This window comes from Verrucosispora sp. WMMD1129 (genome assembly GCF_029581255.1).
GTDB lineage: Bacteria > Actinomycetota > Actinomycetes > Mycobacteriales > Micromonosporaceae > Micromonospora > Micromonospora sediminimaris.
The window spans coordinates 3,203,822-3,217,193 of record NZ_CP120741.1 but is presented as its reverse complement, the minus strand read 5'-3'; the positions used below and the strand labels follow the sequence as shown (position 1 = coordinate 3,217,193).

The following is a 13,372-nucleotide window of genomic DNA, read 5'->3' as shown; positions in this document are numbered from 1 at the left end:
CAATCTGTCGAGCTCGGCCGGTCAACCCCCTTCGGCCGGCCCGCCCCACGCTGCCCCTGAGCCGCCCCCGAAAGGAGGATGCGCGGCGTACCGCCCGGCCCGTCGGCCGGTCGCCACCGCACGCGCGCCCAGTCATGGATGTCATCACCACCGGTATAGGCGTACTCCTCGCCGTCGTCCTGCTCGTCGCGCTCGGCGTGGTGTTCATGGTCAGCCGGCTGTTCCGCAAGGTCGAGCAGGGCAAGGCTCTGATCGTCTCCAAGGTCCGGCGGGTCGACGTGACCTTCACCGGCGCGGTCGTGCTGCCCGTCCTGCACAAGGCCGAGATCATGGATATCTCGGTCAAGACGATCGACATCGAACGGACCGGCAACGAGGGTCTGATCTGCCGCGACAACATCCGGGCCGACATCCGGATCACCTTCTTCGTCCGGGTCAACAAGACCGTCGAGGACGTCATCAAGGTGGCGCAGGCGATCGGCACCGCTCGGGCCAGCGACCGGGAGACCCTCCAGGAGCTGTTCAACGCGAAGTTCTCCGAGGCGCTCAAGACGGTCGGCAAGCAGCTCGACTTCGTCGACCTCTACACCAAGCGTGACGAGTTCCGGGACCAGATCATTCGGGTGATCGGCACCGACCTCAATGGCTACAGCCTGGAGGACGCGGCGATCGACTTCTTGGAGCAGACGCCGATGGCGCAGCTCGACCCGAAGAACATCCTCGACGCCCAGGGCATCCGGAAGATCACCGAGCTGACCGCGCTGGAGCACGTGCGGACCAACGAGTTCCGCCGCAGCGAGGAGAAGGAGATCACCCGGCAGAACGTCGACGCCCGGGAAGCCATCCTGGAGCTGGAGCGCCGGCAGGCGGACGCCGAGGCCAAGCAGCGCCGCGAGATCGAGACGGTACGGGCCCGCGAGGAGGCCGAGGTCACCCGGGTACGCGCGGAGGAGCGACTGCGGGCGGAGACCGCGAACATCCGTACCGACGAGCAGTTGGGCATCCAGCACGAGAACCGCGCCCGGGAGATCGCGGTCGCCGAGAAGAACCGCGAGCGGGTCATCGCCATCGAGACCGAGCGGATCGAGAAGGACCGCCTGCTGGAGGTGATCGGCCGGGACCGGGAGACCGAGCTGAGCACGATCGCCAAGGACAAGGAGGTCGAGGCCGAGAAGCGGGCCATCGCCGAGGTGATCCGGGAGCGGATCGCGGTGGAGAAGACCGTGGCCGAGCAGGAGGAGAACATCAAGCGGCTGCGGGTCGTCGAGGAGGCCGAGCGGACCCGCCAGGCGGTGGTGATTCAGGCCGAGGCCGAGGCGCAGGAGAACCTGGTCAAGGACATCAAGGCGGCGGAGGCCGCCGAGGCGGCGGCGAAGCACCGGGCCCGCGAGGAACTGGTGCTGGCCGAGGCCCGGCAGCAGGCCGCCGAGCTGGACACCCGGGCGAAGATCCGGCTGGCCGAAGGCGCCCAGGCCGAGGCGGCAGCGGCCGGCCTGGCCGACGTGCAGGTCCAGGAGCGCAGCGCCGAGGCGATCGAGAAGGTCGGGCGCGCCGAGGCCGCCGTCGAGCGGGAGAAGGCCGTGGCCGCCGCCGAGGCGGTGCGCGAGAAGCTGAAGGGCGAGGCCGAGGGTCTGACCGAGAAGGCCGCCGCGATGGCCGCGCTGGACGACGCGACCCGCGAGCACGAGGAGTACCGGCTGCGCCTGGAACTGGAGAAGGAGGTCCGGCTGGCCGGGCTGGACACCCAGCGTCAGGTCGCCGAGGCACAGGCCAAGCTGGTCGCCACCGGTCTGGAGAAGGCGAACATCGACATCGTCGGCGGCGACAGCGTCTTCTTCGACCGGCTGCTCAGCTCGATCTCGTACGGCAAGAGCGTGGACGGTTTCGTGGCCCACTCGGACGTGGCGAAGAACCTCGCCCAGCCGTGGCTGGACGGCACCGCCAGCTTCACCGACGACCTGGCTCGCATGGTCGGCTCGATCGACAGCGCCGACGTGCAGAACCTCACGTTGTCGGCGTTCCTGATGCAGCAGATGCGCTCCGGCGGCGGGGACAAGGGCAAGCTCCAGGAGCTGTTGAAGGCCGCGCAGCGCCTCGGAGTGGCGGAGACCCCGGTCGCCGCCCTGGCCGGCCCACGGCAGCGTGCCGGTGAGTGAGCCGACCGCCGGTCCGGACGCTGCCGGGCGTACGCCTGGCGACGCCGGACCGGCTCCGGCCGCACCGGAACCGACCGGGCCGGGGGCGGCGGACGCCGGTAGCCGACCGGGACTGGACGACGGTAGCTACGAGGTGCTGCGTCGGCGGCTCGCCACGCAGGCTGCCGAACTGGCCCGGCGAGCGGAGGCGCTCAACGCCCGGCGACTGGAGGTCTTCGGCAGCACCGAGCTACGACTGCTGAGCACTGAGCGGATCCGTACGGAGCACAACTGCGTACCTCGGGACATCGTCTCGGTGGGCGGGCTGATGCTGTTCGGCTACAACGTCTTCATCGGATTGAAGCCGGAGACCTCCGTCGACGACGTCTTCTCGCTCCACCGGTTCAGCCAGGAGCCCGGGAAACCGGGCGCGGGCAAGGGCGGCGGCCCGGAGGTGGCCGGGTTCCGGTTCGACGAAGCGGGTCACGACGAACTGCCCGGGCTGCTCCGCGACCCGCAGTTCGTCCGCGACTTCGGTGAGCTGTACCGCTACTACCGGCAGGCCCGCCTGTTGCAGCTGCGTCGGGTCGACGGCCGGCTGCTGGCGGTGTTCCAGACCGGGCCGCGCACCGAGGACATTCGGGTGCTGCGGTGGCGGGTCGGCGTCGACGGCGTGCCCGAGTACCTGGACAGCCGGGGCGAGCGCGACCACGTCTTCCCGCCGTCGCACGACTTCGAGTGGACCGAGACGACCCGCGAGGACCACGTCCTGGGCCGGCACCCGCACATCTCCATCGACGGCCAGGTCTTCGTGGAGACGGTCGGTGGCACGCTGACCGTGAAGGTGGAGAACAACACCGAGGTCGGCGAGGGCATCTACAGCGAGCCGGTGGACGAGCCGTTGCAGAGCCTCGCCGACGCCGACGTGCACTGGGCCCGGGTGGGGCCGCTGATCCTGTTGCGGCTGCGGCCGTACAAGGAGACGCAGTGGCGGCACCTGGTGTTCAACACGCTCACCCGGGAGGTGATCCGGCTCGACGGCATCGGCGTCGCCTGTCAACGGCTGCCGGAGGACCACGGCATCATCTTTCCCGGCGGGTACCACCTGGTCACCGGAGTCACCAGGACGTTCGACACCGACGTGTCGGACCTGGAGTTCGAGCGGGTGGTGCGCTCGCCCAACGGCGAGGACGTGCTCTACGTCTTCCATGCCCGCGCCGACGGCCGAAGCCTGCTGCTGCCGTACAACGCGATCCGCAAGGAGGTGGCCGCGCCGATCCCGTGTCACGGTTTCTCGCTGTTCGACGACGGCACGCTCGTGGTGTTCCGGGCCGTGTCCGAGGAACCGACCCGGGTCCATCCGATGCAGGTCTGGCAGACGCCGTACGTCTCGGACGCGTACGCGGCGGCGCAGCCGGCCGGCACCGGGCCGCTGGAGCGGATCGGCAACGCCGACCTGGTACGCGGCATCTCGGACTGCCTCTCGGCGGCCGGGATGGTCGACGACACCGCCACCGCCGGGCTCTACGAGGCGCTGATCGCCGCCTGCGCCCGGATCGCCGACCACTACCACTGGCTCGGCGAGGACGAACTCGGTGACCTGGCCACGCCGCTGGCCGGGCTGCGCCGCACCGCCGCCGCCGTGCTGGAGGAACACGAGAAGGTCCGGACGCTCACCGAGCGGGCCCGCGCCGAACTGGACGACAGCGCGGAGCAGATCGCCTCGCTGGCCCGCCGGGCGCGCGGCGAGGCGCCGCTGACCGCCGACGACTGGGTCACCCAGTTGGGCGGCCTGCGCCGCGCCCGGGGCCACCTGGAAACGCTGCGGGAACTGCGGTACGTCGACCACGCCCGGATCGACGAGTTGGCCGGTCGACTCGACGAGGAACTGGCGGTGGCCGGTCGTCGGGCGGTGGAGTTCCTGCGCCGGGACGAGGCGTTCACCGGTTACCAGCAGGAGGTGGAGCGGCTCGCCACGAAGGCCGGTGAGATCGGCACGGTGGCCGAGGCGGGCACCGTCCGCGACGAGCTGGCCGCGCGTACCGACGGACTTCAGACCATCACCGACGTGGTCGGCGGGTTGGACATCGCCGACGCGACGGTCCGCACCGGCATCCTGGGCCGCGTCGGTGAGGTGCTGGGCGCGGTCAACCGGGCCCGCGCGGTGCTGGACAAGCGCCGTCAGGAACTGGCCGCGGCGGAGGGACGGGCCGGCTTCGCCGCCGAGTTCGCCCTGCTCGGGCAGGCGGTCACCGGTGCGCTGGCGGCGGCGGACACCGCCGAGCGCTGCGACGAGCAGCTGGGCCGGCTGCTGCTGCGGGTGGAGGAACTGGAGTCCCGGTTCGGCGAGTTCGACGACTTCCTCGCCGAGTTGGCCACCCGGCGTACCGACATCTACGAGGCGTTCTCCTCGCGCAAGCAGGCGCTGCTGGACGAGCGGGCCCGCCGGGCCGACCGGCTCGTCACCTCCGCCGAACGGATCCTGGTGAGCGTGCACCGGCGAGCCGGCAGTCTCGGCTCGCTCGACGACATCAACACCTACTTCGCGGCCGATCCGATGGTGGACAAGCTGCGCGCGGTGGTCGAGGAGCTGCGTACGCTCGGCGACGTGGTGCGGGCCGAGGAGCTGGACGGCCGGATCCGGGCCGCCCGCCAGGAGGCCGGGCGTGGCCTGCGTGACCGTCTCGACCTGTACGCCGACGGCGGCGAGACGATCCGGCTGGGCCGGCACCGCTTCGCGGTGAACACGCAACCGATCGACGTGGCGGTGGTGCCGGCCGAGGGCCGGATGGTGGTGGCGGTGACCGGCACCGACTATCGCGCCCCGGTACGCGACGAGGAGTTCCAGCAGACCCGGCGGTTCTGGGATCAGCTGCTGGTCTCCGAGTCGGCGCAGGTGTATCGGGCCGAGTACCTGGCGACCTCGATTCTGGCCGCCGCCGAGGCCGGTCGCGACGGCCCCGGTCTGGACGAGTTGCACACGGTGGCGGTGGATCCCGACGGGCTGCGGGAGCTGGTCCGGCGGATCGCCGAGAACCGCTACGACGAGGGGTACGAGCGCGGCGTGCACGACCACGACGCGGCCGAGATTCTGCGGGTGCTGCTGCGCCTGCACGCCGGGGCGGGGCTGTTGCGCTACCCGCCGGCCGACCGCGCCGCCGCCCAGCTTTTCTGGCGGTACGCTACGGACGAGGCGGCCCGGTCGACCTGGACGGCGCGTGCCGCCTCGCTGGCCCGGGCTCGGGCGCGGTTCGGTCGCCCGGACGGCGAGGACGCCGCCGACCTGCTCTGCGACCAGTTGGCCGAGGCGATCGAGGTGTTCCTGTGTGGGGCAGGACTGCCGGTGCCGCCCGGTGGCACCGCGCTCGCCGGCGAGTACCTGTTCGCCGAACTCGCCGCACCGCCGGTGCGCTTCGTCACCGGGGGCGGGGCGCGTACCCTGCTGGACCGGTTCCGCCGGGCGCTCGGTGGCCCGCAGTCCCGTTCGTCCCGCGAGTTCGACGATGACCTGCGGGCGCTCGGCGACGACCTGGCCGGCAGGTACCAGCTGATCGACGCGTGGCTGACCGCCTTCCTGGCCACCGACGACGGCGGCCTGTCCGGTTACGACCTGCCGGAGGCGGTCGCCGTCGAGTTGTGTGGCCCGGACCTGGCCCGGGAGGACAGCGCGGCGACGATGACCGAAACGGTCGGCGGCCTGCTCGGCGCGCATTCGCGTGTCGAGGGCTCCACCCTGGACGTCCGGTTGGACGAGACGCTGGCCCGGACCCGCAGCTTCCGCACCGAACTGGTCCCGGCGTACCGGGACTACCAGCGGCGACGCAACGCGCTGGTGGAGGTCGAGCGGGAGCGACTGCGGCTGGAGGAGTACCGGCCGAAGGTGATGAACGCCTTCGTCCGCAACCGGCTGCTCGACGAGGTTTACCTGCCGCTGATCGGCGACAACCTGGCCCGGCAGCTCGGCGCTACCGGTGACGGCAAGCGGGTCGACCAGTCCGGCCTGCTACTGCTGATCTCACCGCCCGGCTACGGCAAGACCACCCTGATGGAGTACATGGCCAGCCGGCTCGGCCTGGTCTTCGTCAAGGTCAACGGGCCGGCCCTGGGCACGAAGGTCACGTCGCTGGACCCGGCCGAGGCGCCCGACGCCACCGCCCGGCAGGAGGTCGAGAAGATCTCGTTCGCCCTGGAGCTGGGCAACAACGTCCTGCTCTACCTGGACGACATCCAGCACACCAACCCGGAGCTGTTGCAGAAGTTCATCTCGCTCTGCGACGGGCAACGCCGGATGGAGGGTGTCTGGGAGGGCCGGACCCGCACGTACGACCTGCGCGGCAAGCGGTTCGCGGTGTGCATGGCGGGCAACCCGTACACCGAGTCGGGGAAGCGGTTCCGGGTGCCGGACATGCTCGCCAACCGGGCCGACGTGTGGAACCTGGGTGACGTGCTCTCCGGCCGGGAGGCGGTCTTCGCGCTCAGTTACGTCGAGAACGCGCTCACCGCGAACCCGGTGCTGGCACCGTTGTCCGGGCGTGATCGCGCCGACCTGGAACTACTGGTGCGGATGGCCCGGGGCGACGACACGGTCCGCCCCGACCAGCTGTCGCACCCGTACCAGCCGGTGGAGCTGGAGCAGGTCGTCTCGGTGCTGCGCAAGCTGCTGCGGGTGCAGCAGGTGGTGCTGGCCAACAACCAGGCGTACATCGCCTCGGCGGCGCAGTCCGACGACGCCCGCACCGAACCGCCGTTCCAGCTACAGGGGTCCTACCGGAACATGAACAAGCTGGCCGAACGGATCGTCCCGGTGCTCACCGACGAGGAGTTGGAGGCGGTGATCGACGATCACTACCTGGGTGAGGCGCAGACCCTGGCGGCCGGCGCGGAGGCGAACCTGCTGAAGCTCGCCGAGTTGCGCGGTCGGCTCACCCCGGAACAGGCCGCCCGCTGGGCCGAGGTGAAGGCCGCCTTCCAGCGTTCGCGGGCGCTCGGCGGAACCGGCGACGACCCGGTCGACCGGGCGGTGGGCGCGCTCGGCCTGCTCGCCGACCGGGTCAGCGGCGTCGCCGCCGCCATCGGCCGGGCCACCGACCGCTGAACCCCGACGTCAGGCACGGCCCCTGCCGACGCCTCCAGTACGACAGGGGCCCTTCCTGACACTGCGGTGTCGCGGCTGACCTCAGGTGAGCGCCAGCACAGCCCCCAGTACCCGCTGGACCAGCGCGGTCTGCCCCTCGGCCTTGGCATCGGTCGGGCTGGCGGCGAACACGAGCCGCAGGCCGCCGTCGTCGAGGGCACCGACGGCCGCCTGGTAGCCGTAACGGGCGCCGGACTTGCCCCAGAACACCCGGCCGTCGGGCAGTCGGATCGAGGAGAGGCCACCGTTGCTGTACTCCGCGCCCGCCCACGGAAGGGTGAACAGTTCACGTTGCTGAGCGGGGGCGAGCAGCCGGCCGTCGAACAGGGCCGCGGCGAACCGGTCCAGGTCGGCGACGGTCGAGATCAGGTCACCCGAGGCGGGGGTGAAGCTCTGACTCCAGCGCGTCGCGTCCACCAGCTCGGTCCGCCCGTCGCGGTCCACCTGCTGGTAGCCCCGCACGTGCGGGCCACGGATCCCGGTGGCGTAGCCCGGGGCGTACGTGTCGCGTAAGCCGAGCGGCCGGAAGATCCGGTGCCGCATCTGCTCGGCGTACGACCGGCCGGTCACCCGCTCGATCAGGATGCCGGCGACGATGTAGCCCATGTTGGTGTAGCGCTGGGCGGTGCCCGGGACGTACTCCGGTGGGTTCGTCAGCGCCGTCCGGACGATCTGCTCGGGGGTCCAGCGGTCGAAGCGGTGCTGGAGTTGCCACGCCAGCCCGTCGGGCAGGACCGGGCTGGGCAGGCCACTGGTGTGGGCGAGCAGCTGCCGTACGGTCATCGTCGGCCAGTCGGCCGGGATCAGGTCCGGCAGGTGCGGGCGTACCGGATCGTCGAGGTCCAACTGGCCCTCCGCCACCAGCTGGTAGACCACGACGGCGGTGAAGACCTTGGTCACGCTGCCGATCCGGATCCGGGCGTCCTGCGGTACCGGTGCCGAGGAGCGCAGGTCGCGTACGCCGAAGGTGTCCTCGAAACAGCCGGTCGGGGTGGTGACCCGCAGTTGGACGCTGGTGGTGGTGAGTTCGGGATCGGGGATCTCGCCGACCGCCGTGATCAGGCTCGTGGGGTCGAACGATCCGATCGGGCAGTCGCGGTGGGTCGCGCCGGCGGGTACCGCCAGGGTGCCGGCCAGCAGCGCGCCGACGGTGACTCCGGCGAGGAGATTACGCCTGGTGAGTTTCATGGGGAGAGCCTGCCGAGCCCGGCGGAGCGGGAGGTATCCGGAATCCACCCGACCGTCCCCTGAGGACTCTCCCGTAGGGGCGTGTCCCGATTCCCCCTCCCACCGGGTCGCCGCCGGTGACTAGGTCCGGTCGGCGGGCAACCTCGCACAAATCGCTGTCGAGTCAAGTAGCGGATTGTCGGATCTCAATCGAAAACAACGTCCGATTTTGGCCCGCTTTCCGAATCTCAGCATTTCCCTATTTCTTCCTCAGACTTCCCACAAGAAAACGCTGACGCCGATAACGACACTTACATGTGTCGGCTGCGGCGTGCCGTACCGCCAGCAGCGGGCATCCGTCGAATCACGAGAGAAGTGGGGTAACGACATGCGATCCAACAACTCCGGTGTGACCGCCGCCATCCTCGGCCGGCGTGGACTGGCGCTGGTCGCCGCCGCCGGGACGGTCGCCGGCTCCGTGCTGCTCGGAGCCGTTCCGGCGTACGCCAACGCGACCACCAAGACGGTGGCGTCCGACGGCGACACCGTCACCTTCAACACCAGCGACAGCAGCCGGAAGGTAAGCGGGAACGTTTCCTTCACGATCAGCCGGGACGGGAACTGGGAGATCGACGCGGACGCCCGAAACGGGAACCTGATCGGCCGCAACGCGCACTGGATCTGCGACCTGACGTTGGGCTCGTCGGACCTGCGGAAGTCGACCGGCACCAAGTGGGTGCCGGGTAAGAAGACCCGCAGCCTAAACGCCGCCGCGTACGAGCCGTTCATCCAGGTCAGCTTCGACGCGCTGGTGGCGACCGGGCAGGCCGACTGCGACATCGTCGTCGGCTGACCCGGACGTCGCCCGGTTCGGGGGGTGTACGGCCAGGGCCGGTGCGACGCTGGGGATCCGGTCGAGGGCGTTGGTGTGGCGGCAGGTTGCGCCCACCGCGCCCTTCGGCGTTGCCGCAGGTCGCGGCAGCACCGTTGGCGTCAGGCGTAGTAGCGGCGAAGTTCGCGGGTGAGCACCTTGCCGGTGGCGTTGCGGGGCAGGTACTTGACGAAGACGACGTCGCGGGGCACGGAGAAGCGGGCCAGGTAGTGCCGGACGTACTCGCGGACCGCCTCGGCGTCGAGGGTTTCGCCGGGGTACAGGGCGAGGAAGGCGGCGAGCCGCTGGCCGTAGTCAGGGTCGGGTACCCCGATGACGGCGGCCTCGCGTACCTGGGGGAGTTGGGCGAGCAACTGTTCCACCTCGGCGGGGAAGACGTTCTCCCCACCTGAGACGATCATGTCGTCGGCGCGGCCGTCCACGAAGAGCAGTCCGTCGGCGTTGACCCGGCCCAGGTCGCCGGTGTCCAGCAGGCCGTCGTGCCGGTCCCGGTCGGGGCCGGACGTGTAGCCCTCGAAGAGCATCTCGTTGCCGACCAGGATCCGTCCGACCCGGCCACCGGACACCGGCTGGCCGTCGTCGTCGACGATCTCCAGCCGGGTCCCGTGCGGCGGCCTGCCCGCGGTGGTGGGTGCCCGGCGCAGGTCGGCGGGAGTGGCGATGGAGGCCCAGGACGCCTCGGTCGAGCCGTACAGGTTGTAGAGCACGTCGCCGTAGGTGTCCATGAACGCCGCCGGGAGGCCGCCGGGCAGCGCCGAGCCGCTCACCGCGACCACCTTCAGCGGCGGCCGGTGCTCCGGCGCCGGCAGCTCCATCAGCCGTTGCAGCATCACCGGCACCGCGAACAGGGCCTGGCAGCGGTGCCGCACCAGGTCGTCCAGGGTGGTGGCCGGGTCGAAGCGGCGGTGCAGCACGATGGTGGCCCGCAGGGCGAAACAGACCTGTAGGGCCGCGTACCCCCAGGTGTGAAAGATGGGGGCGGCGATCAGCACCCGGTCCCGGACGTGCAGCGGAATCCGGTCGATGATGGACACCAGCGGGCCGAAGCCGTTGGGGATGGGCCGGCGGGCGCCTTTCGGCGCACCTGTGGTGCCGGAGGTGAGCACGATGATCCGACCGTCCCGTTCGGGCGGGTGAAGTTCACCGGGTAGGGCGGTGTCGATCAGTTCGCTCCGGGCCTGTTCGTCGAGGCGGTGCAGTTCCGCCGGCAGCCCGAGGGTCCGTTCGGTGAACTCGTCGTCGTGCACCAGGACCCGCAGCCGCTGCTCCTGCACCACGGTGGCCAGCTGCGCCGGGGAGAGGCCGGTGTTGACCAGCACGGCGTCGGCGCCCAGCAGCGTGGCGGCGACGACGGTCTCGATCAACCCCGGGTGGTTGCGGCCGAGCACGCCGACCCGGTCGCCGGCCTGGACGCCGAGTGCGGCACGCAGCGCGCGGGCGAGCCGCATGGACCGGTCGAGCAGTTCGGCGTACGTCAGCTCGGTGCCCTGCTCGTCGATGACCGCGACCCGGCCCGGGTCCCGGGCCGCCGCCTGGCGCAGTTCACCGGCGAGGCTCCAACCCCACTTGCGCAGCGCGCTGAGCTGGGATGCGACGCGGATCGGACGACCCGGGGCGAGCAGGCCCCGCCGAGTCAGCGTGCTGACGATGAACGGCAGGTCCATGTCAGCGGATCTGCATCCCGGAGATCGCCCGGGAGATGACCAGCCGCTGGATCTCCGAGGTGCCCTCGAAGATGGTGTAGATCTTGGCGTCGCGGTACCAGCGCTCGACCGGGTGGTCCCGCAGGAAACCGGCACCACCGAGCAGCTGGACCGCCTTCTCGGTCACCGAGACGGCCACCTCGCCGGCCTTGAGCTTGGACATCGAGCCCTCACCGGCGGTGAACGGCCGGTTGTTGCGCCCCATCCAGGAGGCCCGCCAGACCAGCAGTCGAGCGGCGTCGATCTCCATGCGCATGTCGGCCAGCGTGAACGCGACCGCCTGGTTGGTGATGATCGGCCGGCCGAACTGGACCCGCTCCTTCGCGTAGTCCAGGGCGTACTCGTACGCGGCCCGGGCCACGCCGAGCGCCTGCGCGCCGACGGTGGGTCGGGACAGCTCGAACGTACGCATCGCGGCCTGGCCGGAGGCGCGTTGCCCGGAGCGGGCGCGGGCCAGGCGTTCGTCGAGCGCTTCCTTGCCGCCGAGCAGGCACCGGCCCGGTACCCGGACGTCGTCGAGGAAGACGTCGGCGGTGTGTGAGGCGCGCAGGCCGAGTTTGCGCAGCTTGCGGGTGGCGCTCAGCCCAGCGGTGCCGGGCGGTACGACGAACGCGGCCTGTCCCCGCGAGCCCAGTTCCGGCTCGACCGAGGCGGTAACCACGTGCACGCCGGCGATCCCGCCGTTGGTGGCATACGCCTTCTGCCCGCGCAGCACCCACTCGTCGGTGGCTTCGTCGTAGCTGGCCCGGGTACGCATCGCGGCGACGTCCGAACCGGCCTCCGGCTCGGAGCTGCAGAAGGCCGCGACGGCCGGGGAGTCGGCGTCGCCGAAGCACTGCGGCACCCACTCGACGAGCTGGTCCGGGGTGCCCGCGCCGTAGATGGCGGCGACCGCGAGCGAGGTGCCGAAGATGCTCAGCCCGATGCCGGCATCGCCCCAGAACAGTTCCTCACTGGCGATCGGCAGCGACAGTCCGGTGGGATCGGCCCAGCAGGTGGCGAGGAACTCGAAGCCGTAGAGCCCGACCTTCGCCGCCTCCTGGATGATCGGCCAGGGGGTCTCCTCGCGGGTGTCCCACTCGGCCGCGGCTGGGCGCACGACCACGCTGGCGAAGCCGTGCACCCAGTCCCGTAGATCCCGCTGTTCCTCGTTCAGGTCGAGCGAGAACTCGGCCATGTCAGGCCTTGGGGATGTCGAAGAGGTTCGCGATGTTGGCGGCCAGGCCCAGGTCGCCCTTGGCCTTGAGCTTGCCGGTCATGAACATCATGACCGGGTTGGCGCCGCCGGAGACGATCTTCAGGAACTCGACCGGGCCCATGGTCAGGCTCAGCCGGGGGTCGTGCTGCGGGGTCTCGTTGACCGTGCAGGTGCCGTCGGCGATGACCACCTCGTAGGTGTCGGTGCCGCCGTCCGGGGCGCCGGTGATGTTCCAGTGGATGACCGCGTTGGTGGAGCCGGCCCGGTCGGCGCGGAACAGCTGCGGCATCCGCCCGAAGACCTCGCCGAGGATCTTGCCGCGCAGGTCACCGGACATCACCTCGGCCAGCTTGCTCTCCGGGGTGTTCTTGACGAGCTGGGCGAACTCCTTCGGGCCGACGTTTGCGAAGTTGGCCGGGTCGAAGTCAGTCATGGAAAAGCACCTCTCGGACAGTGGCTACTCGTGCGTAACCTTACGCACGAGTAGGTATGCTTGCAAGGTGTCCACCGGTCCCGCCTTCAAGCGCCTCCCACGCGCCGTACGGCAGCAGCAGATGCTCGACTCCGCGGTGCGAATCTTCTCCCGGCGTGGGTACCACGGCGCCAGCATGGACGAGATCGCCGAGGTGGCGGGCATTTCCAAGCCCATGGTGTACGCGTACCTGGGCACCAAGGAGGAACTCTTCGTCGCCTGCCTGCACCGCGAGGGCACCCGGATGATGGAGGCCATCGCCGGTGCCGCCGACCCCGACCTGCCCGCCGACGAGCGGCTCTGGCGCGGGCTGCGGGCGTTCTTCGGCTTCGTCGGCGCGCATCGGGACGGCTGGGCGGTGCTCTACCGGCAGGCCCGCGCCGAGCAACCCTTCGCGCGTGAGTTGACCGTGATGCGGGCGCGGCTGGTGGAGGTGGCCGCCGGGATGCTCGACCACGCGCTGCGCGCCGAGGGGCGAGAGGTGGCCCACACCGAGTTGGAGGTGGTCGCGTACGCGCTGGTCGGCGCGAGCGAGTCACTGGCCGACTGGTTGGCCGACCATCCGGAAGCCGACCCGGAGAAGACCGCCACCCAGATGATGAACGTCGCCTGGCTCGGCGCCGGGCAACTGCTGCGCGGCGTCACCTGGCACCCGCCCGGGTGACCCCACC

The 13,372-nt window shown here is 70.7% G+C and carries 8 protein-coding genes; 4 read left to right on the top strand and 4 right to left on the bottom strand.

The annotated features are described in order from the left end of the window. The first annotated feature begins 134 nt into the window (after positions 1–134). Together O7624_RS14950 and O7624_RS14945 are read left to right on the top strand one after the other, a co-directional pair. The gene (locus O7624_RS14950; RefSeq protein WP_282240443.1) at positions 135–2,156 is read left to right on the top strand and encodes a flotillin family protein; all 2,022 of its coding nucleotides are present in this window, start codon (positions 135–137) and stop codon (positions 2,154–2,156) included. Next, the gene (locus O7624_RS14945) at positions 2,149–7,230 is read left to right on the top strand and encodes a DNA repair ATPase (protein WP_282240442.1); all 5,082 of its coding nucleotides are present in this window, start codon (positions 2,149–2,151) and stop codon (positions 7,228–7,230) included. The genes O7624_RS14950 and O7624_RS14945 overlap by 8 nt, the downstream gene beginning before the upstream one ends. An 81-nt stretch (positions 7,231–7,311) precedes the next feature. Here O7624_RS14945 and O7624_RS14940 read toward each other — a convergent pair whose 3' ends face one another. Then, a complete protein-coding gene (locus O7624_RS14940) occupies positions 7,312–8,457 on the bottom strand; it encodes a serine hydrolase domain-containing protein (protein WP_282240441.1) in 1,146 nt (381 codons plus the stop codon). A 367-nt stretch (positions 8,458–8,824) separates the two neighbouring features. Between O7624_RS14940 and O7624_RS14935 the strand changes: the two genes are divergently transcribed. Next, entirely contained in the window at positions 8,825–9,289 is a 465-nt protein-coding gene (locus O7624_RS14935) for a hypothetical protein (protein ID WP_093403795.1), read from the top strand. A 140-nt stretch (positions 9,290–9,429) separates the two neighbouring features. On the opposite strand, the gene O7624_RS14930 is transcribed toward O7624_RS14935, so the two are convergent. The 3 genes from O7624_RS14930 to O7624_RS14920 are packed head-to-tail and all read right to left on the bottom strand — an operon-like array spanning position 9,430 to position 12,662. Continuing rightward, positions 9,430–10,992, bottom strand: coding sequence for an AMP-binding protein (locus O7624_RS14930; RefSeq protein WP_282240440.1), 1,563 nt, complete (start codon positions 10,990–10,992; stop codon positions 9,430–9,432). A gap of 1 nt (position 10,993) precedes the next feature. Then, entirely contained in the window at positions 10,994–12,208 is a 1,215-nt protein-coding gene (locus O7624_RS14925) for an acyl-CoA dehydrogenase family protein (protein ID WP_282240439.1), read from the bottom strand. Position 12,209: 1 nt separating this feature from the next. Next, the gene (locus tag O7624_RS14920) at positions 12,210–12,662 is read right to left on the bottom strand and encodes an SCP2 sterol-binding domain-containing protein (protein ID WP_093403799.1); all 453 of its coding nucleotides are present in this window, start codon (positions 12,660–12,662) and stop codon (positions 12,210–12,212) included. A 67-nt stretch (positions 12,663–12,729) separates the two neighbouring features. Between O7624_RS14920 and O7624_RS14915 the strand changes: the two genes are divergently transcribed. Next, the gene (locus O7624_RS14915; protein WP_282240438.1) at positions 12,730–13,365 is read left to right on the top strand and encodes a TetR/AcrR family transcriptional regulator; all 636 of its coding nucleotides are present in this window, start codon (positions 12,730–12,732) and stop codon (positions 13,363–13,365) included. Positions 13,366–13,372 lie beyond the last annotated feature (7 nt).